Annotated in this window: 19 protein-coding genes; all 19 read left to right on the top strand. The window is 40.6% G+C overall.

Going from position 1 to position 23148, the window contains the following annotated elements:
- Positions 1–248: 248 nt before the first annotated feature.
- The 19 genes from MKX65_RS11450 (at position 249) to MKX65_RS11360 (ending at position 22980) form a co-directional block, all read left to right on the top strand.
- On the top strand, positions 249–1481 hold the full coding sequence (locus tag MKX65_RS11450) for a translocation protein TolB (RefSeq protein ID WP_340903695.1): 1233 nt from the start codon (positions 249–251) through the stop codon (positions 1479–1481).
- Between the two features lie 324 nt (positions 1482–1805).
- Entirely contained in the window at positions 1806–2579 is a 774-nt protein-coding gene (locus tag MKX65_RS11445) for a response regulator transcription factor (protein WP_340903693.1), read from the top strand.
- Positions 2580–2590: 11 nt separating this feature from the next.
- The gene (locus MKX65_RS11440; RefSeq protein ID WP_340903691.1) at positions 2591–3706 is read left to right on the top strand and encodes an XdhC family protein; all 1116 of its coding nucleotides are present in this window, start codon (positions 2591–2593) and stop codon (positions 3704–3706) included.
- Positions 3699–4313, top strand: a complete 615-nt coding sequence (locus MKX65_RS11435) for a nucleotidyltransferase family protein (RefSeq protein ID WP_340906227.1) — start codon at positions 3699–3701, stop codon at positions 4311–4313. The genes MKX65_RS11440 and MKX65_RS11435 overlap by 8 nt, the downstream gene beginning before the upstream one ends.
- Positions 4313–6739 carry a xanthine dehydrogenase family protein molybdopterin-binding subunit gene (locus MKX65_RS11430; protein ID WP_340903689.1) on the top strand — a complete coding sequence of 809 codons (2427 nt, stop codon included), beginning with the start codon at positions 4313–4315 and terminating at the stop codon, positions 6737–6739. Before MKX65_RS11435 ends, MKX65_RS11430 begins: the two co-directional genes overlap by 1 nt.
- Positions 6736–7191, top strand: coding sequence for an SRPBCC domain-containing protein (locus MKX65_RS11425; protein ID WP_160547756.1), 456 nt, complete (start codon positions 6736–6738; stop codon positions 7189–7191). Before MKX65_RS11430 ends, MKX65_RS11425 begins: the two co-directional genes overlap by 4 nt.
- 26 nt (positions 7192–7217) lie before the next feature.
- Positions 7218–8087, top strand: a complete 870-nt coding sequence (locus tag MKX65_RS11420) for an FAD binding domain-containing protein (RefSeq protein WP_340903688.1) — start codon at positions 7218–7220, stop codon at positions 8085–8087.
- A gap of 5 nt (positions 8088–8092) precedes the next feature.
- Positions 8093–8572 (top strand): (2Fe-2S)-binding protein, encoded by a 480-nt coding sequence (locus MKX65_RS11415; protein ID WP_340903686.1) that lies wholly within the window; start codon positions 8093–8095, stop codon positions 8570–8572.
- A gap of 22 nt (positions 8573–8594) precedes the next feature.
- Positions 8595–10154 (top strand): class I adenylate-forming enzyme family protein, encoded by a 1560-nt coding sequence (locus MKX65_RS11410; protein WP_340903684.1) that lies wholly within the window; start codon positions 8595–8597, stop codon positions 10152–10154.
- Between the two features lie 18 nt (positions 10155–10172).
- Complete coding sequence (locus MKX65_RS11405; protein ID WP_340903683.1) at positions 10173–10964, top strand: enoyl-CoA hydratase/isomerase family protein; 792 nt, start codon at positions 10173–10175, stop codon at positions 10962–10964.
- A 94-nt stretch (positions 10965–11058) separates the two neighbouring features.
- Positions 11059–12312, top strand: coding sequence for a benzoate/H(+) symporter BenE family transporter (locus tag MKX65_RS11400; RefSeq protein ID WP_340903681.1), 1254 nt, complete (start codon positions 11059–11061; stop codon positions 12310–12312).
- A 303-nt stretch (positions 12313–12615) separates the two neighbouring features.
- Entirely contained in the window at positions 12616–13629 is a 1014-nt protein-coding gene (locus MKX65_RS11395; RefSeq protein ID WP_160548844.1) for a substrate-binding domain-containing protein, read from the top strand.
- A 258-nt stretch (positions 13630–13887) separates the two neighbouring features.
- Entirely contained in the window at positions 13888–15153 is a 1266-nt protein-coding gene (locus tag MKX65_RS11390) for an ABC transporter substrate-binding protein (protein WP_340903680.1), read from the top strand.
- Between the two features lie 92 nt (positions 15154–15245).
- Positions 15246–16151, top strand: a complete 906-nt coding sequence (locus MKX65_RS11385) for an ABC transporter permease subunit (protein WP_160548869.1) — start codon at positions 15246–15248, stop codon at positions 16149–16151.
- Entirely contained in the window at positions 16151–16981 is an 831-nt protein-coding gene (locus MKX65_RS11380) for a carbohydrate ABC transporter permease (protein ID WP_340903679.1), read from the top strand. The genes MKX65_RS11385 and MKX65_RS11380 overlap by 1 nt, the downstream gene beginning before the upstream one ends.
- A gap of 60 nt (positions 16982–17041) precedes the next feature.
- Positions 17042–18370 carry an alpha-glucosidase/alpha-galactosidase gene (locus MKX65_RS11375; RefSeq protein WP_340903677.1) on the top strand — a complete coding sequence of 443 codons (1329 nt, stop codon included), beginning with the start codon at positions 17042–17044 and terminating at the stop codon, positions 18368–18370.
- Positions 18371–19087: 717 nt separating this feature from the next.
- The gene (locus MKX65_RS11370; RefSeq protein ID WP_340903676.1) at positions 19088–20107 is read left to right on the top strand and encodes an ABC transporter substrate-binding protein; all 1020 of its coding nucleotides are present in this window, start codon (positions 19088–19090) and stop codon (positions 20105–20107) included.
- A 91-nt stretch (positions 20108–20198) separates the two neighbouring features.
- Entirely contained in the window at positions 20199–21914 is a 1716-nt protein-coding gene (locus MKX65_RS11365; RefSeq protein ID WP_340903675.1) for an ABC transporter permease, read from the top strand.
- Complete coding sequence (locus MKX65_RS11360) at positions 21898–22980, top strand: ABC transporter ATP-binding protein (RefSeq protein WP_340903674.1); 1083 nt, start codon at positions 21898–21900, stop codon at positions 22978–22980. Before MKX65_RS11365 ends, MKX65_RS11360 begins: the two co-directional genes overlap by 17 nt.
- Positions 22981–23148 lie beyond the last annotated feature (168 nt).

Raw genomic sequence — 23148 nt, 5'->3', positions numbered from 1 at the left:
ACTTTATATGGTTGTGAAAGATAGCTTTAAAGGTTGATGAAACGGATAACGATAGTTCAAGTTAACCGCCTTTTCAAAGGGCGGTTTTCTTGTGCAACTGTAACATTGAATAATGGAGCTGAATGGGTTGCTATTCCAAAGCACTTAGGGCATAGATCACTAGAATTCGCACTTTTTCCTTGTTAATAAAACTCTTTGTATGGAGCTAAAAAGAAGGGCATTCTAATAACTAAAAAGGGGGGCGATTCATGTTGGGTCGAAAAATTCTATTTCTACTATTTTGCACACTTATCTTTTCAAAGGTAGCAAGCGCAGAAGTACCCTTAACAGCTGCGTTTATTCGTGATCAGCAATTATGGATAAAACAAGGAGATCAAGAAACGCAACTGACTCATTCACGATATGTGCATTCGCCAAAATGGTCCTATGATGGCCGATTCATTGCTTACATTGATGGTGATGAGCAGAGGGAGAAAAAGGATCTATTCATATATGATTTAGAGAAAAAGGAAAGTTATCAGCCATACATAAAGGTGGAAGCAAATGATTTCAAATGGTCACCTACAAGAAATCAACTAGCTTATAATGATAGGGGCTTACTAAATGTGACTCATATGGAAGATGGACGACCCATGGGTTTTGAGAACGTTTCATTAGGTGTGAGTGGATTTGAATGGTTTCCAAACGGGAAAGAATTTATTGTCTCATCACAATCTAATTTGCTTCCAACCGGTTGGGGACCTATCGAATTGTATAAAATTCCAGCGGATGCTAATCTAAAAATTGATAAAAAGAATCATTTGTATACCATTCAGACCAATGATGATTTATTCGCGATAAGGACGGATTACTTTAAATGGAGCCAGGATGGAAAGTGGGTTAGTTTTATAGGAATTCCCACAGCTTCTTGGTCCAATGATAGTAATTCACTTTGCGTACTCTCTCCTGATGGGAAGAATTTCCAAGAAGTAGGAAAAATGCTTTGGTATAAAGATTGGTTCAAATGGGCTCCATCTAAGAATCAGTTGGCTTATATATCTGGAGAAGGTAGATTCTTCGTGGAAAATAAGAGAACAAAGATTGCCGAGATGCCTGTTGCTTTGCAGCAGAAAGAATATACCCCAAAAGGTTATGTTGACCTAGACCTGGAATGGTTTTCACCAGAGAAGGTGATTGTGGCGCGTTCAAAGGAAAATCTAGAGTGGAAAGAAGGGCCCGTTCCAACCATGTTTACAAGTCTTTATTTGATTGATATAAAATCTGGAGAACAAAAACGGATGACTTCTCCTGGAGAACATAAGAGAGATGTAGCCCCACAAGTAATCAATGACTATGTAACTTGGGTTCGTCATATTGGAAAGGAAATAATAGGTGATGTTTGGATACGGGATGGATTAAAAGGAAAGGATCAGTTGTGGATCAAACATGTTGATGATGCACCAGTATTTTTAAAAGGAACAATGGGAGCCACCAATCCATAGGATGATGCACCAGACCCTTTAATAATTTCTAATATCTTTTGTAAAGAGGTTGGATCTCCACCATTCAGTTCGGTCTGAATATTGTGGGGATCCTTTTTTCTATTAGATAAAGATCTAACATGATTAATAAACAGGTTCTATAAATGAACAAAACCAAATTTTAAAAACACAAGAGTAATATTTTATAAATCAAGTAGGAATTTAATCTGTTAATATTTAAAATAATTAGAAACTAATAATAGTGGAAATGTTAAAAGATCAAAAGAAGATTTTAAAACAAAGTATTCGGAATTTTCTATACTATCTAGTTAAGGGGGAACATGCTTGGCTGAAATCTTGATTGTTGATAATGATATCGAAGCAAGAAAAGAGCTATGTCAGTTAATTAGAGAAAGTAAGTACAGCTATTTAACGACCTATGAAGCCAGTACCGCCCAAAGAGGATTACTACTTCTCAAGCAAAATCAACCTAGTGTCCTTATCATCGATCTTTCTTTACCTGAAATGAATGGCATGAATTTTGGAAGGGCGGCTTTGGAGCTTTATCCTAATCTTCCTATAATTATTGTCACACAGTTAAAAATGTTTGATTTAGCACAGGAAGCAATTAATTCCGGTTTTTCCTCCTATTTATTGAAACCGCTTACTAAAAATGAGTTGATTCATACCTTTGATCGCGTGTTACCAAAAGGGATCAGTAAGGAAGTCACGCAAAGCATGAATCCAGTAAACCGATTGGATTCCAATGATTTGAAGAATCCGATTGAAAGTGCCATCCAGTTTATTCAATCGAATTATGGTGAGCCACTCTCCTTAAAGGGAATTTCCGATCAAGTTTATTTAAGTCCTTCCTACTTTAGTAAACTCTTTAAGGAAGAAACGGGGATGACCTTTGTAGAATACATGTCTTTTGTCAGAGTCCAAAAGGCCAAAGGGATGCTAAGACTCTCTGCCCTTCCTATAGATATTATTGCTCATAATACAGGTTTTTCTAATCAAAGCTATTTTTCAACCACGTTCAAAAAGATCGTTGGGAAAACACCAAGTGAATACAGGGACCAATTTCATTGGGAGTATCACAAGGAAGTCAAAGTTTAGGAGGTGGATAAATGATTTCAATACATAAAGAAATAATGAGATGTCAACAAAATCAACTGAGGGGTGTTCTCGGTACGATCATTTCAACAGAAGGTTCTACCTATCAAAAGCCAGGGGCTAAATGCTTCATTTCCAGTGACGGAACCTTAACTGGCCTCTTAAGTGGGGGCTGTGTTGAAAGTGATCTTATCGAACATGCGTATAAGGTTCTAGAAAGCGGAGTTCCACAAACCCTCCATTATAATTTCCAAGATGAGGGTGACATTGTTTGGGGGCTTGGACTTGGCTGTAATGGAAAAATGAATATATTACTTGAACCGTATGAACCTGAGATGAACCTAGCATCCCGTATTATAGAAGAGTTTTTTACCACTTCCTTAACCAAGCAAATTGGGCAGCTAATCGTTGTAGAGGCGAATAAGCCTCATTTGATTGGGAAGCGATGGCTGCTTGATCCTCAAAATGACCAAGAAGAATTACTGAATATCGAATATCCTGAGATTTCTAATTACTTTTTACAAAATAACATTCCATTAAAACCTGGAGTTACCTTCGTGGGTGGAGAGCATCAACTTCATATCTATAGCGAAATCACGACTCCACCTCCTAACTTAACCATATTTGGTGCTGGCCCTGATGCTATTCCACTTGTACGAATAGCCAAACAATTACATTGGTATGTCACCTTGGTCGATCATAGAGCTGCCTATGCAAACTCTTCTCGATTTCCAGAAGCAGATGAGATTATCGTCTATAGCAAAGATCAATACCCACCGGTTACGATCACAAGTCAATCCTACGTTGTGTTAATGACCCATCATTTCTTACAAGATCAAATGATTTTAGAAGGATTGTATCAATCAGATGCTGCTTATATTGGTTTACTTGGTCCGAGAAAAAGAACCAGGGAGCTGATTTCAACCAGTCAGAAGCTGAATACTATTGATGATTTTTCAAACATCCATAGTCCGATTGGGCTTGATATCGGTTCAAAAACACCAGAAGAAATCGCCTTAAGTATCTTAGCAGAAATCACGTTGGTTCACCGCGGGGGATCTGGATTAAAGCTCACTGAGTTAAAGGGAAGTCTATCGTTCTCCCCAAAAAGGGGTGTGATGAATTATTGAAGCTCAACATCAAGTATGGGGTGTAATCCTAGCTGCTGGCTTTTCCAGAAGAATGGGAACGGCAAAAATGCTACTACCTTATAGAGGGAAATCGATTCTTCAACATGTGATTGATCAGGGGTTAAGCTCTTCATTATCTGGCATATCCGTTGTCATTAATCCGGATGTCCCTGGACTTTATCAAGATGTGTCTGTCACGGGAGTGAATCAGATTTTGATCAATGATCAAGCTTCGAATGGGATGTCCTCTTCTTTCAAGCTAGGCTTACGTTCCATACCGAATCATATAAAGGCTGTCGTATTTTTATTAGGAGATCAGCCACTTCTTACGTCTGATGAGATTAATAAGGTGATCAATGATTACTATTGGCAAAAGGACAGACCATTAATCGTGCAAGCCTCCTATCAAGGAGAGAAGGGACATCCAGTCTTATTTGATAAGAAACTGTTTCCTTATCTTTTCGATGCAAAAGGGGATGAAGGTGGTCGTTCGGTTTTGAAAAAATTCCAAAAAGAAGTGTTTTATTCAGAAATGGGGAAAAAGCAAATCCCAGATATTGATACGTTAGTAGACTATGAACATTTACTTCGGGAGGAGGTCGTGTAATGGAAAAAGTCATAGGCCAAGCGGTTACAAGAGTAGAAGATGGAAGACTCTTAACCGGACAAGGGAAGTATATTGATGATATTGGAACACCTGCTAACACCGCCCATATTGCCATTTTAAGAAGTACGTACCCACATGCCAAAATCATCTCCATCGATACCTCTGAGGCGATGAATCTACGTGGTGTGAAGGGAATTGTGACGGGAAAAGATATCTTGCCCTATGTTCAACCCTTTAGCGTGGGGGTGAGTGCTCCAGTAAAGTATTATCCGATGGCGATTGATAAGGTGCGCTATGTAGGTGAACCGGTCGCAGTCGTGGTGGCGAAAAATCGTTATATTGCAGAGGATGCTTTGGAGAAAATTAAGGTTGTCTATGAATCTCTTACACCCATCGTAGATATTGAGAAATCGTTAGAGGAGGATGCTCCACTTCTTCATGAACATATCGGTTCTAATATTGCGAACCATCGAACCTTTCATTACGGAAAGGTGGATGAAGCCTTTGAAGAGGCGGATCGCATTGTTACACATAAGTTTCACTTTCCGAAATATTCAGCCACACCCGTAGAAACCTATGGAATGATTGCGCAATATGAGGAGAGTTCCAATCAATATACGATTCATGCCAATTTTCATGGCCCCTTCGTTATTCAATCGGTCATGGCGGGTGCCTTAAAAATACCTAGTAATCGATTAAGAATTATCGTTCCAAAAGACATTGGTGGCAGTTATGGAATTAAGGCTGGAACTTATCCATATATGGTTTTATGCGCCGTCGTTAGCAGAATTGTTGGCTGTCCTGTGAAATGGATTGAGGACCGCCAAGAGCATTTATCTGCTAGTTCGAGTGGAACCGACCGTGTCACTTATATAGAAGCTGCTGTCAAGGAAGATGGGAAGGTACTAGGTTTGAAAATGAAGTTAATTGATAATGTAGGGGCTTATATTCGAGCACCTGAGCCCGCGTGTTTGTACAGAACGCATGCCAATTCAACCGGTGCCTATGATATTCCTAATTTAATGATTGATGCTTACGCCATTATGACCAACAAGCTACCAACAGGGCTGATTCGAGGCTATGGGGGCCAAGAATTATATTTTCCACTAGAGCGAATCATGCAAGAAATTGCCCATCAATTACAGCTGGATCCTGCTGATGTGCTCAGAAGAAATTTAATTAAAAAAGAACAATTCCCTTATCAAACAGCCTCTGGCGGTATGTATGATAGCGGAGATTATGAAAAGGGCTTTGAGCTTGCCTTAGACATGGGGAACTACAAGGAAATTGAACAAAAAAGAGAAGACGCCAGACAAAGAGGAAAATTATTTGGGGTCGGCTTAGCCTGTATTGTTGAACCGTCAGGCTCGAACATGGGGTATATCACCATTGCCCTCACACCGGAGGAGAGAGCTTCCTCTTTACCGAAGTCAGGCTGTGCCGAAGCAGCGACGATCTCCATGGATCCGATGGGCTGTGTGAATGTTCGCATCAGTACGACGCCTTCTGGGCAAGGTCATGAAACGGTTTCTGCCCAAATTGTCTCAGACGTATTAGGAATACCAAGAGAACAAATTAATGTCGTCGCAGAGCTCGATACCTCAACGAGTGCCTGGTCGATTGCTTCAGGCAGCTATTCCAGTCGATTCGCGTCTCTTGGGTCTAGTGCGGTATTTTACGCCGCGCATAAAGTAAGAAAAAAATTAATCAAAATCGCGGCTTATCATCTAAAAGCTAACGAGGATGACTTAACCATTGAAAATGGATCCATCGTTTCTAAAAAGGATCCTTCCATCAAATATTCAATGAAAAGAGCGGCAGGTTCTGCTCATTGGAATCCGCTCTCTCTACCAGATGGCATGGAGCCGGGAATTTATGAAACCTACTATTATACCGCAAAGGTCGCAGAGCCACCGGATGAAAATGACTTAGTGAACTCATCTGTTACCTATGGTTTTGTTGCAGATATGGTGACCGTTGAGGTTGATCCTGATACTGGTGAAGTTCAGATTATCGATTATTTTACCGTACACGATGCTGGGAAACTATTAAATCCGTTAATTGTAGATGGTCAAATATACGGGGGACTGGTTCATGGGCTAGGAGGAGCTATGTATGAAGAGCTTGCCTATGATGAGAAAGGCCAATTTTTAACCGGGTCCTTTATGGATTACTTATGCCCAACCGCACCAGAAATTCCAAACATCACCATTAAACATATCGAAACTCCCTCGCCTCTTACTCCCCTAGGAGCGAAGGGATTAGGAGAAGGAAATACGATGAGTGCACCAGCCGTTATTGCCAATGCCGTGAATGATGCGTTAAAGCCGTATGGAGTAATGATTGATACTTTACCTTTAAGTCCGAATCGAATTTGGAATCTATTAAATCAGGCGAAAGAAAAGAAAGGGGCGAATCAAGTATGAATGGAGAAGGAAGCTTAACGCTTGAAGCAGGATTGCAACAATCATGGGATATTCTACTAGATCCAAATGTTTTGCAAAAATGTATTATGGGCTGCAATAAACTAACTCAAGTCGAGGAAAACAAATATAAGGCGGAGTTAGCGATTGGAATTGCAGCGGTTAAAGGAAAATATGAATCTACCATCGAAATCGCCGATATTGAAAATCTAAAAAGCTATAAGTTGATTGTGAAGGGTGAAGGGGGACCAGGAAATGTGGAAGCAACCGGTGTCATTCATCTGGAGCACCAAGACGAAAATCAAACCTTACTGTCGTATACGTATGAAGCAGAAGTAGGCGGAAAGGTCGCGATGGTCGGTCAACGAATGTTAAGCGGGGTGGCCAAACTGATTATTCAAGACTTTTTCAAGAAGTTTGGGAAAGAGTTAAAGAACATCGAAAAAAGTGCTTGATGAAAAGAAAGGAGGGATGATAGCGATTGAAACCAGCTCAATTTGACTACTATTGTCCAAAAACCGTAGATGAAGCACTTACTCTATTAGAAGAATCTGGTTTTGATGGAAAAATCATTGCAGGGGGCCAGAGTCTCGTTCCCATCATGAATATGAGGCTGTCTACCCCTGATTGTTTAATCGATATTAATCGCTTGCAGGATTTAGACTTTATCGATTACGAGGAAGGACTTGTAAAAATCGGAACCTTGACAAGACAAAACCGGGTGGAGACATCGGATCTCATCCGTCAGCACATCGGTTTATTGAGTGAAGCGGTTCCGTTCATCGGCCATGTCCAGACTCGGAATCGTGGAACCATTGGTGGTAGTTTGGTTCATGCAGATCCTACCGCCGAAATCCCTCTTGCCTTAATGACCATGGGTGGTTCCGTTCATATCGCATCCACAGATGAAGTGAGAACCGTAAATGCGGAGGATTTCTTTGTCACCTACTTAACAACTGATGTGATGCCTACGGAACTTTTAACGGAGATCCATATTCCTATCTGGGAGGGAAGAGTGGGTTATTCCTTTCAAGAAATCTCACGCAGGCACGGGGATTTTGCTTTAGTTGCCTCTGCTTGTCAACTAAGCGTGGATGATCAAAATCGTATTTCAAACGCACGATTGGTTCTTGGTGGTGTCGAATCGGTTCCTTTATTAGTGACAGAGGCGAATGAACTTTTACAAGGCGAAAGATTAACGGATTCGCTTCTAGACAAAGTGGCATCCATTGTTTCAAAAGTGATTGAGCCTGAATCCGATCTCCATGCTTCAGCTGACTATCGGAGACATTTAGCTCAATCATTATCAAAACGAACGTTACAAGAGGCATATGTAAAAGCTGGGAGGTGATGACCATGACGGTTCATGAAGTGGAAGTGAAAATTAACGGAAAAACATACAAAGAAGAAGTCGAATCCAGAATGTTACTAAGTGACTTCTTGCGAGAAACCTGTGGATTGACCGGAACACATGTAGGTTGTGAACATGGTGTTTGTGGAGCCTGTACGGTCATTGTGAATGATTCGGCTGTTAGAAGCTGTTTAATGTTTGCTGTTCAAGTGGATGGCCAAGAGATGCAAACCGTGGAAGGCTTAGCGCAGAACGGTCAGCTCAATCCCTTACAAAAGAACTTTGTCCAATGCCATGGATTACAATGTGGATTTTGTACACCTGGAATCTTAATGTCCACTACAGATTATTTGAAGAAACATTCAACCCCATGTAAAAAAGATATTCAAGACATGCTGTCTGGGCATCTCTGCCGATGTACTGGTTATGACGGCATTGTAAAAGCGATTGAAAAAACAGTAGAGGATCAAAAAATAAACATCTAAATGTTTGAAGGGAGTTGCATGAATGAATCTTTCAACGATTTTTAATTTTGCGGTGGAAAGGCATCCGAATCGGGTTGCAGTTGTTGAAGGGAGTAGACGCTACACCTATAACCAATTAGACAAAGAAATTATGAAAGTAGCAGCTTCTTTACAAAGAATCGGAATTCAAAAAAATGATCGGGTCACGCTTTTATTAAAAAACCGCCTTGAGAATGTCATCCTATATTGGGCCATCCAGTCCTTAGGGGCTGTTTACACCCCAATCAATTTCAGATTATCGGCAAAAGAAGTGGAATATTGCGTAAATGATTCCGAATCTAAGGCAGTGATCTATGAAAAGGCAAGTGAAACTTCGGTATTAAAAGCAACCTTTCATACAAAACCCATTTTATTAGGGGTCGGAGAAGTAGAAGGGGCAGATATTTACTATGATGAGCTCGTTCAGAGAAGTCCTGAAACCTTTGTTAAACCAGAAATCCATGATGATGATATCGCTCTTATGCTGTATACATCAGGGACAACCGGGAAACCAAAAGGAGTACCAAGAAGCAATAAAAATGAGTATTCGGCAGCGGTTGCTCACATTATACAAAATAAATACGAGGATAATGAGAGCACACTTGGTACGATGCCCCTTTACCACACGATGGGGATGAGATCTCTTCTATCGATCGCCTTTTTAAATGGGAAATATGTGGCTTTACCTGATTTTGATGCAAAAGAGGCACTAGAAATCTTAAGCTATGAAGAAATTACCTGTGTGTATTTAGTTCCTACTCTCTTTCACGATATGCTGAATCACAAGGATTTTCACCAATACAATCTTCAGAGGTTAAAGAAAATCGGGTATGCAGGTGCATCGATGACCACCGCCTTAACGGAAAAATGTGTCGAGCTATTAAAGCCAGATGTATTTGTTAATCACTATGGTAGCACAGAAATCTATACCTTCTCTATTTGCCCAAATGTGGCTGAGAAACCCGGATGCGCCGGGAAACCAGGATTTCATCAACGGATTCGCTTAGTGACAGCAGATGCGGAGGCGAATTCTACACCTGAGGACCAGATTGGAAAAGGAGAGATTGGGGAGATTATTGTTTCTCTTGATTCGATCGAAAGCTTCAAAGGATATTGGAACAGACCGGATGCCACGAAGAAGGCGATTCGTGAGGGCTGGTATTTTACTGGTGATCTAGGTGTCATGGATGATGATGGTGACTTATATGTAGTAGGCCGAGTCGATGACATGATCATTTCAGGCGGAGAAAATATCCATCCACTAGAAGTGGAAGATGTCCTTTCAAAGCATCCGAAGGTTTACGAAGTTGCGGTAGCTGGTGAAGATGATGATCGTTGGGGTCAAATTGTAACCGCATTCATTGTTCCGAAGGATGGAACTGTAACCGTGCAAGAGTTAGATGAATTTTGTAAAAATAATCCGAAATTATCAAATTTTAAACGACCAAGAAAATATGTGTTTATCAAGCAAGTTCCAAAGAGTCCAGTAGGAAAAATCCTACGACGTAAATTAAGAGAAGGCGAGTTTGAAGTCTTTCAGAAAGATAATAATTTAGTAGGTTAAAAGAGAGGGGAAATCATAATGGTAGAAACTGCAAAAAAATATGATCATATTAGAGTAGAGAAAAATATAGAGAAGCAAACGGCAACCATTGTGTTTGATCGTCCAGAAAAAATGAACTATATCAGTATGCTGGCAAGAGCCCAATTTGCTGAAATATTTAAGGAACTAGATCAAGATGATGAAGTTCGCGTGATTATTATTAAGGGTGAAGGGACTCAAGCATTTAGCGCAGGAGGAAGTATTCCTGAATTTATGGAAACACATCAGGAAGAATTATCACATCTCGCGGTTCATGTTGCAGCCCCGGAACGTTCACCAAAGCCCGTTATTGCTCAATTACAAGGATACACATTTGGAGTGGGATTTGAAATTGCCATGGCCTGTGATTTTAGAATAGCAGCAGATGATACGCTTATGGCATTACCTGAAATGAATCTTGGTATGATCCCAGGAAGCGGTGGAACCCAACGTGTAGCAAGAGCGGTAGGATTGACTAGAGCCAAAGACATGATTATGAGAGCCAGAAGAATTCCAGCTGATGAGGCCTATCAATGGGGATTAGTAACAAAAGTGGTGTCTAAAGAGGAATTAGATAAAGAAGTGGAATTATTAGCCGAGGAGCTAGTGAGATTTTCACCGCTTGCTCAAAAGGTATGTAAAGCGGTGTTAAATGCAGCAGAGGAATCGCCGCTAAGTGCTGGACTAGATATTGAAGGAAAAGCATACGGACTGTTAAGAACAACAGATGATTTCCGTGAAGGGGTAGCTGCATTTGCTGAAAAGAGAAAACCTCATTTTACAGGGAAGTAAGAGAAGGGGAGATTACCTCCCCTTTTTGGGGGGCGAACCTTAACTTCAATTTATGATTAATTTTCCGAATTTTCAAATAAAAGGAGGATTCGAAATGAGTGAGTTTAATCTAGGTCAAAGTTTAAAAGGTGTGCCTAAATTCTTAAATCTTAACACCTTAAGCGCGGGAACTCTTGCAGCTATCTTTGGATGTACAGGTCCAGCGTTGATTGTTATTGGTGGTGCAGCAAGTGGAGGATTAACCCATCAACAAGCGATTTCTTGGTTATTTGCCATCTATTTCTTCGGAGGACTTTTAGGTATTTATTTAGCTTTAAAATATCGTCAACCCATTGCTGGTGCGTATTCGATTCCAGGTGCGGTGTTGGTTGCAGGTGCCCTTACGCAATTTTCATTAAATGAAGCAGCTGGAGCTTATTTCGTTGCTGGTGTCCTAGTTCTTATTCTCGGTGTGACAGGACTCATCGGAAAAATCATGAGGTGGATCCCTTTACCAATTGTCATGGGAATGATTGTTGGAGCCATGATCCGTTTTGGAACGGGTATGATTACCTCTATTGAAGCAGCACCATTAATTGCTGGTTCTGCTGTTGTTGTCTATTTACTTTCCTCAAGATATCTCAAAAAAGTGCCACCTATTGTCTCTGCATTTGTCGTTTCCATGATTGTAGCCCTACTTTTAAATCAATTCAAAATGGGAGATGTTGAAAGCGGATTCATAACCCCTCAACTCGTTATGCCAAGCTTTAGTCTCGATGCCATTGTTTCCATCGCTATTCCACTTGCTCTGTTAGTCATTGGGGCAGAAAATGCACAAGCCACGGGGGTATTAATGGCTCAAGGCTATAAACCACCAGTCAATGCCATGACGGTTTGGAGTGGAATTGGAGGAATTGTCACCTCATTCTTTGGAGGTCATAATGCAAATATAGCTGGTCCGATGACAGCCATTTGTTCATCTCAAGAAGCAGGTGAGAAGAAAGAAGGTCGCTATGCAGCGGTAATTGTAAATGGAACATTATTTGCTTCCTTTGGTTTATTTGCAGGTGTCGTTGTTCCATTTGTCTCTGCCATGCCGGGAGTATTAGTTGCTACCGTCGCAGGTCTTGCTATGATTGGTGTTCTCTTAAGTTCCCTCCAAGCCGCTTTCTCTGATAGTAAATTTCAAATAGGGGCTTTCTTCGCATTAATTATCGCCATGTCAGGTGTAAGCTTCTTTAGTGTAAGTTCACCGTTCTGGGCCATTATTGGTGGGGTGGTTGTGTCTTTAATCATTGAAAAGAGTCATTTTACGGTTAAAAGTGAAGAAACAAAGAGAGATGAAACTGCTGGGGTTGAAGTGGTTTGATTGAAAATAATTATTGGAATACTTAGAGGGGATAGCCTTAACGGGTTATTTCCTTTTTTATGTTTATTTCAATAAGGATATTACTAAATAATTTACTAGTTGGGAATTAATCATTAATAAAAAAATCGTACTATACCAGTGTTTATACAATAAAAAAACTATATTAATTTTTAGAAAATTTAGTTTTTATACTTGTAAGCCCTTCCATAAGATGTTATTATTCAAATATACCCAGTAAATATTTTAGTAATCCGTAAGTAAAAAATTTACGGGTGTCGAAAAGAACATGAAGAGGGTTATGAGATGGCTACTATCAAGGATATTGCGGACAAGTCGAATGTGTCGGCATCTACGGTTTCACGGGTCTTAAATAACGATGATACGATTTCCGTTCAGGATGAAACGAGGGAACGTATTTTTCAGGTCGCTAAGGAACTTGGATACGAAACGATTTTAGAAAGACGGTTGAAACAAAAACAGCAGACTTCGAAACATGTCGGGATTATCGTTACCCAATCATTGGACGAGGAGATCAATGATCCCTATTTTTTATCGATCCGCCAAGGCATTGAAATGGAACTTGCGAGTCATGGGATCAGAACCGTTACGCTCCGTTTACATGAAACGGAGACCAATCAAATGATTGACGGCCTTGATGGACTCATTGTCGTGGGCAGGGTAAAAGAAATGGCGCTCAAGGCGATCAGTAAAGTGGAAAATGTGGTGTACATTAACCATTCGCCTAACGAGGATTTGTATGATGCGGTGGTGATTGATTTTGAAAAGGCCACAGAGAAAGCGATCAAGCATCTATTAGCCACCGGCTACAAGAGAATCGGGTATATCGGAGGAAGGGAGAAGGAGCATAGTAAAAATCAAAAGTTCCTCTCTGAAGATAAACGTCTCACTACCTTTGAACGCTTGATGAAAGAACAAAAAATGTTCCAACCAGAGGCAGTTTTGATCGGTGAGTATACAATGGCACAGGGTTATGAATTAATGAAAAATGCAATTAAAATGAGGAATTTTCCCGAGGCGTTTTTTATTGCCAGTGATCCGATGGCGATTGGGGCGTTAAGAGCCTTACAAGAAGCCAATCTCAACGTTCCTGAGGATGTAGCCATTATCGGCTTTGACGATATTGAAGCTGCCTCATTCGCAAGTACACCTTTGACGACCATCAGAGTGCATACGAAGGAGATGGGGAAAACAGGAGTAAAACTTTTACTAGATCGCTTGAATGGAAGAGAACTTCCATTAACTGTGACCTTGCCGACTGAATTGGTGATAAGGGAAAGCTGTAGGAAAAATAAATAACTTTTTAGGAGGTGGTTCTAGGAATTTACGACCATGTAGATCTTGTTCACCTAATTAATGCCCACCCTGCACAGCATGAAAGCTTACAGGGTGCAAAGTGACTGCCATCACATTGCATTGGGCGAAAACTAACTACTCCACCAATGAACGGGAGCTAATTCTATTATATAGTTGCTCCCAAACGTCAGCAAGAAAATGAACTCATTTGAATAGGTAATTTTACTTATTGTTTAAAAAATGACTGAGGGGGCGTTTATTTTGAAAAAGCTTTTAAAGACGGTGGCGGTTGCAGCCGCGTTGACAACGATTGTGGCTGGATGCAATAAAGCATCCGGGGGGAATGAAGCAAACAGTGATCTGACGGTTGTAAACTTGTATTCGACGGTAACGAATGAAGCAGATAAAATCACGCTGCAAAATGTCGTAAAAAAGTTTGAAAAAGAAAATCCTGATATCGATATTAAAGAAAATTATCCTGCTGACGGGTATGAAGGAATGCTGCGAGTCAAAATGGCGGCAAATGATATGCCTGACTTATTTGATACCCACGGCTGGGCAATTCACCGTTACGGGGAATATGTTGAAGATTTAAAAGATATGGACTGGGTGAAGGATCTGGATCCAGCACTGGAGCAAATTTTAAAAGATGAATCTGGAAAAGTCTATGCGTACCCTCTAAATCAGGCAAAAGACGGACTTACATATAACGCAACCTTGCTAGAGGAATATGGAATTGAGCCGCCGACCACCTTTGATGAGTTCGTGACAGCACTTGAAACCATCAAGAAAAAAGGAAAGGGCGAAGTGACTCCACTTTGGTTTGCTGGTTCTGATAAATCCGCATTCGGACAGTATTTTGATCAGTTTTCCACACCACTCTTAATTACTGGAGAACAAAACTATCAAAAAGAATTGCTAGATGGCACGTTTGATTGGTCAAATTATACGTTTTTAGCAGAAAAACTAAAGGAAATGCACGAGAAGAAGCTCCTGAATGAAGATATATTGACGGCCCAGAATCATCAGATGGTCGACTTAATGGCGCAGAATAAAATTGGATTTATCGTTGGCGGCGGAATGCTCGGTCCTTCTGTTGAAGAGGTAAACCCAGAGGTCAAGCTTGGGGTTATTCCCATGCCTGTGATCGAGGAAGGCGACGAGCCGAGCTGGATTGGTGGCGAGCGTCATACATTAGCGGTTTGGAAAGATTCTAAAGTCAAAGAAGAAGCGAAAAAGTTCTTAGAATTCATTTCGCAGCCGGAGATAGTGAAAGAGATTGCGGAGGGGACGTCTCTTCCAAGTGGTCTGACCAATACGGAATCGAAAAACTATTACTCTGAATACTACGAAAAATACGCGGATGTGAAAGTGGAACCTTACTTCGACAGAATTTACCTTCCAAGCGGTATGTGGGATCCAATGGGTGCTACTGGTCAGGAATTATTGTCTGGAACAATGACACCGGACGAGGTTTCGAAAAAGATGGAAGAGGAATATAAGAGATTGCTAGCGCAGAAGAAATAGTTTTGTGAGGGAGGAAGGTTTTCGCCTCTCCTCCAAATCTAACATTCTAGGAGTTGGTGACGTTGATAGGAGTGGAGACAAGAAGCAAGTCGATGGCCGGCTCTTCTGTAGAAGTGGAAAGGAAACGTAAAACGCGGAAGGAATCCTCGCTTTGGTGGATGTATCTTCCCGCTCTAGCTGCTGTCTGCTTTTTCATCCTTTACCCATTTTTAAACGGAATTAAAATTTCTTTTACCAACTGGAACGGGTTTTCACAAACGTACGACTATGTTGGCTTCAGTCAATATACGAGGATGCTGAAGGATCCGGATACGTGGCTGGTCGTAAAAAACACCCTGCTGTATGGTGTGGGCAGTACCATTTTGCAAAACGTGATCGGTCTTGGGTACGCCCTTTTATTAAACCAAAGAATCTACATGAAAAATTTTACGAGGACAATTGTGTACCTTCCAGTGATTATCAGCCCGCTGATTATGGGCTATATCTTCTACTTTTTCTTTGCCTTCCAAGGCGGGGCACTGAATGATCTGCTTGTATTTTTCGGATTGGATAAAATTAATGCATTAGGTGATCCAAAAATAAATATTTGGTTGATCGTTTTCGTTAATACCTTCCAGTTTGTTGGAATTGCGATGATTATTTACCTGGCTGGATTGCAAAGTATTTCAAAGGATTATTACGAAGCCGCACAAATTGACGGAGCGTCTAGTTTTCAGCAATTTAAAAATATCACCCTGCCGATGTTAATGCCGTCGATCACCATCAACATGGTGATCAACATTATTGGGGGATTGAAATTGTTCGATGTGATCATCTCGCTGACAGGCGGCGGACCGGGCTATGCTTCGCAATCCATGTCTACGTTTATGTATGATCTTTATTTTAATAGACAAGATGCAGGATATGCCGCGACGCAAGGTGTATTTATGGCCATTATCATTTTGATTCTTAGTCTGGCAGCGCTTGTGTATTTCAAACGGAAGGAGATTGAGGCGTAATGGACTATATGGGTAAAAAGAAAAAGTGGTTACTCTCAGGAGTCGCGCTTTTGATCTCAGCCTTCCACCTTATTCCTTTTTATATTTTGATTACGACCGCATTAAAGGAAAGGGGAGATTTTAGTTCGAAATGGGTGTTTCCCAAGGTCCTGGCGTTTGAGAACTTTGCAGAGGCGTGGGAAACGGCGAGTCTTGGCAATGCGCTCTCGAATACTTCGATTATTACCTTTGTAAGTGCTTTATTATTGATTGTTTTTGGCTCGATGGCCGCCTATCCCTTGGCCAGAAGGCAGACGAAACTAAATAAATTTGTTTTCATGATCTTTATTGCGGTGATGGTGATTCCGCCTTTAACCGCTTTGGTTCCATTATATAAGCTCGTAGTCGACATCGGAATGATGAATACGCTCGAAATTGCCATCTTGAATAATGTGGCGTCCTTCCTTCCATTAACCATATTCTTGTATTCAGGCTTTATTCGCTCGACGATACCTAAGGAATTGGAAGAAGCCGCAAAAATGGATGGTGCTAGTACACTGGGAATCTTTTTCCGAATTGTATTCCCTTTATTGAAGCCGGTTACGGCATCCATTTTAATCATTTCATGTGTATTCATTTGGAACGATTACCAATTCGCCATCTTCTTCCTTCAAGCAGAAGAAGTGAAGACCAGCACCGTTGCACTGGCAGGATTCTTTGGGGAAAATGCCAACCGAATGAATCTTGTTGCTTCCGCAGCCATCATGGCTGTCCTTCCAATGGTCGTATTGTTTCTACTATTACAGAAGCACTTTGTTAAAGGGTTGGCATCTGGATCGGTTAAAGGATAATTTACGAGAAAAAGCTTCATATATTTAAACAAACTCACTTAAAAAATTGGAGGTTCACTTATGTCTAAAATTACTTTTCTTGGAGCAGGTAGTACCGTATTTGCAAAAAATGTGTTAGGAGATTGCATGTTTGTTGACGCGTTGGATGGCTTCGAATTTGCCTTATTTGATATTGATGAACAACGTTTGCGTGATTCCGAACAAATGCTAAACAATTTAAAGGAAACACTCGGGAAAAACCTAACGATTAAAGCGTATACGGATCGGAAGGAATCTTTAAGAGGCGCGAAATATGTTATCAATGCGATCCAGGTTGGAGGCTATAAACCGAGTACCGTGATCGATTTTGAAATTCCGAAAAAATATGGCTTACGGCAGACCATTGCCGATACAGTTGGAATCGGCGGAATCTTCCGTAACCTACGAACGATTCCGGTGATGCTTGATTTTGCAAAGGATATGGAGGAAGTTTGTCCGGATGCCTTATTTATGAATTATACCAACCCGATGGCTGTGCTGACTGGGGTCATGAATCGATTTACCAATATTAAAACGGTTGGCCTCTGTCACAGTGTGCAGGTTTGTACAAAAGATTTGTTTGAGGCATTGGGGATGGATCGTGCAGGTGTGAAGGAGAAAATTGCCGGGATCAATCACATGGCGTGGTTGCTTGAGGTTAGCAAGGATGGCGTGGACTTGTATCCTGAAATTAAGAGAAGAGCCCGTGAATTGCAAAAAACAAAGCATGGCGATATGGTTCGATTTGAATTAATGGATAAATTCGGGTTTTATGTGACGGAGTCATCTGAACACAATGCGGAATATCACCCGTACTTTATCAAATCTCGTTACCCTGAGTTAATTGAGCGTTTCAATATACCGCTAGATGAATACCCACGTCGCTGTGAAAAGCAAATTAATGATTGGGTAGCCATGAGGGAGGATCTGGTTAATAATCATTCCTTGAATCATGTTCGTTCTCGTGAATATGGATCGCGCATTATTGAAGCCATGGAGACAGATGTTCCGTTTAAATTTGGTGGGAATGTCTTAAACACCGGAAGACTGATTAGCAATCTTCCAGAAAAAGCTTGTGTCGAAGTGCCTTGTATCGCGGACCGCAGCGGAATCACTCCAACCTATGTGGGGGACCTTCCAGAGCAGCTCGCAGCATTAAACCGTACGAATATCAACACACAACTCTTAACCATCGAAGCAGCAGTCACGTTGAAAAAGGAATATATTTACCAGGCTGCCATGCTTGACCCGCATACCGCCGCTGAGTTATCCATGGACGACATTATCTCTCTATGTGACGACTTAATTGAAGCACATGGTGAATGGCTGCCGAAATTTACAAGTGAGAATGGTGTAGCTGTTACGTTATAGTTCCTAGTTCCATCATAAAGGAGACCGGATTCTGAATGAATCCGGTCTCTTCGACTTAGCGGCAAATGAGTTTTAATAGACGGAAAAATTCCGCTTAATTAAAAAATACGATAAAAAATAGCTTTAATAGACGGAGAAATTCCGCCTATAGACTCGAAAAACGTGAAAATAGGGCTTTTTCCTTTGTGTAACCGGAAAATCTCCCCTTATTAACCCCCGAAACGGGCTTCGTTCTGCATCTAACCGGAAAAACTCCGCTTATTATACTTTGGAAGCTACCATCCTTTTAATAACTTACTTATCTTAATAAATTCACATCTGAGTCTGATCAAGCACATGTGGGGAGGAAAGATTATTATATAATAAGAAAATGTAAATTCCTAACATAAAATTAACATTCCATCCTCGCCAAAACCTTCTGAAAACCACCTATTCTAGTAAACAACACTTTCTAAAAAGGTAAAGAAAGCAAAAATAAAAATGTTTCCCTTTACAAGAAATTTTCAAAAAATTAGTCGTGCGTCTAATGTCTCTTAATATCGATCTATTACACTTACATCTATAGTTTCGGAGAGGAGGCTGGATTACATATCCAATCCGTGTATTCAGACGAGCAATAGTAGGCATCGTTCATAGAGAGACTTGCAAAAATTACATACGATTCATTAAATCAACCTTTCAATTCACAAAAACAACATTCTTAAGGAGGAAGGAAACATGAAAAAAGTAAAAGGTGGATTACTATTAGGTCTTGTATCATTCGCACTTGCTGGTTGTGGGAGTGAGGAAAGTAATGCAACGAGTGAAAGTGCAGCTGCCATTGAAGGAGATCTATCTTTTTACACCTCACAACCAGATGAAGATGCACAAAAATTAGTAGATGCATTCACACAGAAATATCCTGATGTAACTGTTCAAACGTATCGTTCAGGAACAGAAGAGGTCGTTAGCAAAATTAAAGCGGAGCAAAAAGCGGGAGATATTCAAGCAGATGTCTTATTAGTAGCGGATTCGGTCACGTTTGAGGATTTGAAAGAAGACGATCTATTACTTGAATATAAGTCAGAGGAACTCAGTGAAATTCCTTCTAATCTAGTCGATCCAGATGGCATGTATGCGGGGACAAAGGTGATGGCGACAGCCTTAGTAGCAAACACAGCGAATGTATCGGAAATGCCGGACTCATGGGATGTTTTAACAGATGAGAGCTCTAAAGGGGAAACTATCATGCCAAGTCCTTTTTATTCAGGAGCAGCTGCTTATAATTTAGGTGTATTTACACGAAATGAAACTTTCGGCTGGGACTATTTTAAGAGTTTAAAAGAAAATGACATGACGGTGACAAAAGGGAATGGAGCGGTTCTTCAAGCGGTTGCAGGTGGTGAAAAATCATATGGGATGGTTGTGGACTTTATCGTTGCACGAGCAAAAGCTGAAGGGTCTCCAGTAGAACTGATTTATCCAAAAGAAGGAGTACCAGTGATCACAGAACCAATCGGGATTATGAAGGATGCGGAAAACGAAGCAGCAGCCAAAGCGTTTGTTGATTTCGTTTTATCAGAAGAAGGTCAAGAATTAGCCGCGGAAATTGGTTATACACCAATACGCAAAGGTGTGGAAGCGCCAGAAGGGTTACAAACGATTGACGAAATGAATGTGATGGATGCAGATATTAGTGAATTATATCAAGCAAGAGAAGATGATAAAAAGGAATTTGAAACCATTTTTGGACAATAGAAGTTCTTCATAGCTATAAGGCTACTCAAATTCTTCCGTTGAGTTAGCCTTATTTCATAAGGTCATAATCATCTAAGGAGAGAAATCCTGAATGTTGCAAAATGTTATGAGTCGAGTTCAAAACCAAAATAAATGGTTGTTATTCATAGGTGTAGGTTTCGTCGTGGTCTTTTTTGTTTTACCTATATTTAGACTGGTTTTTCTAAGCTTTTCTTCCGAGGGTAGCTTCACCATAGGAAATTATACGTCCGTCCTTCAAGATCGTTCTACATGGAAAACGATTGAAAACACGTTATATGTCGTTGGAGGTTCGTCGATTATTGCGATCGTCTTAGGGGTGATGACGGCTTGGGTAGTAGCGTACACCAATATTAGGCGAAAAAAGCTGATTCAAGTTTTTATTTTTTTACCTTTTATTATTCCGTCTTATATCACAACCTTAGCATGGACTCAGTTCATGAATAAAAATGGATTTTTCGCTCATCTATTAAGCTTGCTTCCGGGATCAGTAGAACCTTTGAATATGTATAGTTTACAAGGAATCATTATGGTTATGGGATTCTCGCATTATCCACTTGTCTATTTATTGACGGTGGGTGTTCTTAGAAAAATTCCTCGTGATCTGGAATATGCGGCAAGGGTGTCAGGAGCAAGCAAGTGGCAGTCTTTCCAAAAAATCACCCTTCCGCTAGCAATACCTGGAATAGCGAGTGGTGGGTTTCTTGCCTTTCTTGCCAGCTTGGATAATTTTGGTATTCCTGCGTTTCTTGGAATACCAGGTAATATCCGAGTGCTAAGCACATATATCTATGAGCAAATCGTAGGGTTTGGGCCAAATTCCTTTGAACGGGCAGCGACTTTATCGGTGATTTTAGGATTCATTGCCTTAACAGGTACGTTTGTTCAGTGGTTGCTACTCAAAAAGGCTAAACATACGGAAACAGCGGTAGAGGATAAAGAACCTCGATTCCTATTAACTAAAAGAACCCGTCTTACGATTGAACTGCTGTTATGGAGCTTTTTGCTAGTAACCACCATGGTTCCGCTTCTATCTATGCTTTCTGCCTCACTGATTAAAGCATATGGGTTGCAGTTTGCACTTGAAAATATAAGTTTAAAAAACTATCAATTTGTGTTGCTTGAGAATCAAAAGGCCATCACTTCTTTAAAAAACAGTGCTAACTTAGCGATCTTCACGGCGGTTGTTTGTTTGGTGATCGGTACGGGAATAGCTTACGTTAGGACAAAAAAGCCCTCTATGATCTCAAAAGGGGTAGAAATGATTATTGGCATTCCTTATGCCTTACCTGGTACGGTTTTAGCCTTAGCGATGATTTTTGCTTGGATGGAACCCATCCCGGGTTGGAATCCCGGAATCTACGGAACCATCACGATTTTATTCATCGCTTATGTGACCCGTTTTTTAATTTTACAGGTCAGGGGAAGCATTACCGCGTTTATGCAGGTTGACCCTTCGATGGAGGAAGCAGCGAGAGTGAGTGGTTCGAATGGATTTTATAAATGGCAGCAAATTTTAATACCATTGATTTTTCCTGGAGTCATCAGTGGTGCATTACTTGTCTTTTTAACCGCACTAACGGAACTAACGGTTTCCTCCCTTTTATGGTCTAGTGGATCGGAGACGATCGGGCTTGTGATCTTCAATTTTGAACAAGCAGGGTATTCCACTTACTCCACTGCTTTCTCAAGTATCATTGTTTTGTTTATTTTATTAGCCATTATGATGGTAGCGGTCTTGCAAAAGGTATGGGATAGGAGGATGTTGCATCATGACCACTCAAATTAAGAACGTAAATAAAAATTATGGTTCCTTTAACGCCTTGCGTCAAATCAACTTGGATATAAAAGAAGGGGAGTTTGTTGCAATTCTTGGGCCATCAGGCTGTGGGAAAACCACATTGCTTCGATTATTAGCTGGTTTTGATTCACCATCTTCAGGAGATGTGTGGATGAATCATAAATTAATCGCGAACTCAACCTTCTTCTTGCCACCCGAAAAGCGTAATATCGGAATGGTCTTTCAATCCTTTGCTTTGTGGCCGCATATGAATGTAAGGGATCATATTCGTTTTCCTCTAAAACACCATCAATTTTTAAGTGAAGAACTGAAACCCAGCATCGATCATCGAGTGGACGAAGTGTTAAAAATGGTAAATATGCATCATCTTGGAGAAAGAATGCCAAGTGAACTTTCAGGAGGTCAAAAACAAAGGGTGGCTTTAGCACGTGCGATCGCTCCTAAACCCGCCTTATTGTTAATGGACGAACCACTTAGTAGCTTAGATGCTGAATTGCGAATGGGGATGCGAAAGGAGATTCAGCAACTTCACCAAGTGACAAAGGCTTCAATTGTGTATGTGACACATGACCAAAGTGAAGCACTAGCCATGGCGGATAAAATCGTTGTCATGAATAAAGGAAAGATTGAACAAGTAGGAACTCCGAAGGAAATTTATAGCTCACCAACCACATCATTCGTTGCCTCCTTTGTGGGGAAAGCGAACTTAATAAAAGGAAAATGGGAAGGTACGGCCTTTTATCCATTTCATCAACCTTCTATTAAATGGGATGGAACGGCGGTCACCTCAGAATTAAGAGCGAAAAACCTCTTTCCAGCTCGACCCGAACAACTAGAACTCTCATTGAGTGACGATGGTGTAAAAGGAATAATCACGAATGTGCAATATCAAGGAAAAGAGATTCACTATACGATTATGGTTGAAGGGGAGCAGTGGGTAGTTCATCAAGATATTTTTGCTGAATTTTCCATCGGGGAAGAAGTATATGTTCATTTAAAGGAATGGACATATGGTAAGAGAATGGATGAGAGAAAAGAACTTCATTTTGCATGAATCAAAAAACAGGGCTGACTTAAGGAAGGTATAAGTCTGCCTTGTTTTATTTTTTTACCAGAATAGAAAATTAATATTTATAGGTGTACAATCAATCACATTATAGGTTAATGATATTTTGGTTAAAAATATAATTGACCAACATAAAAAAAGTTTAGTAATATAGGA

It is taken from the genome of Robertmurraya sp. FSL R5-0851 (assembly GCF_038002965.1).
Taxonomy (GTDB): Bacteria; Bacillota; Bacilli; order Bacillales; family Cytobacillaceae; genus Robertmurraya_A; species Robertmurraya_A beringensis.
This window is presented reverse-complemented; position numbering and strand designations above follow the sequence as displayed.

Coding starts and splice junctions, on each gene's coding strand:
- MKX65_RS11450 (WP_340903695.1), top strand. CDS start 249: ATGTTGGGTCGAAAAATTCTATTTCTACTATTTTGCACACTTATCTTT.
- MKX65_RS11440 (WP_340903691.1), top strand. CDS start 2,591: ATGATTTCAATACATAAAGAAATAATGAGATGTCAACAAAATCAACTG.
- MKX65_RS11430 (WP_340903689.1), top strand. CDS start 4,313: ATGGAAAAAGTCATAGGCCAAGCGGTTACAAGAGTAGAAGATGGAAGA.
- MKX65_RS11425 (WP_160547756.1), top strand. CDS start 6,736: ATGAATGGAGAAGGAAGCTTAACGCTTGAAGCAGGATTGCAACAATCA.
- MKX65_RS11415 (WP_340903686.1), top strand. CDS start 8,093: ATGACGGTTCATGAAGTGGAAGTGAAAATTAACGGAAAAACATACAAA.
- MKX65_RS11410 (WP_340903684.1), top strand. CDS start 8,595: ATGAATCTTTCAACGATTTTTAATTTTGCGGTGGAAAGGCATCCGAAT.
- MKX65_RS11405 (WP_340903683.1), top strand. CDS start 10,173: ATGGTAGAAACTGCAAAAAAATATGATCATATTAGAGTAGAGAAAAAT.
- MKX65_RS11400 (WP_340903681.1), top strand. CDS start 11,059: ATGAGTGAGTTTAATCTAGGTCAAAGTTTAAAAGGTGTGCCTAAATTC.
- MKX65_RS11395 (WP_160548844.1), top strand. CDS start 12,616: ATGGCTACTATCAAGGATATTGCGGACAAGTCGAATGTGTCGGCATCT.
- MKX65_RS11385 (WP_160548869.1), top strand. CDS start 15,246: ATGGCCGGCTCTTCTGTAGAAGTGGAAAGGAAACGTAAAACGCGGAAG.
- MKX65_RS11380 (WP_340903679.1), top strand. CDS start 16,151: ATGGACTATATGGGTAAAAAGAAAAAGTGGTTACTCTCAGGAGTCGCG.
- MKX65_RS11375 (WP_340903677.1), top strand. CDS start 17,042: ATGTCTAAAATTACTTTTCTTGGAGCAGGTAGTACCGTATTTGCAAAA.
- MKX65_RS11370 (WP_340903676.1), top strand. CDS start 19,088: ATGAAAAAAGTAAAAGGTGGATTACTATTAGGTCTTGTATCATTCGCA.
- MKX65_RS11365 (WP_340903675.1), top strand. CDS start 20,199: ATGTTGCAAAATGTTATGAGTCGAGTTCAAAACCAAAATAAATGGTTG.
- MKX65_RS11360 (WP_340903674.1), top strand. CDS start 21,898: ATGACCACTCAAATTAAGAACGTAAATAAAAATTATGGTTCCTTTAAC.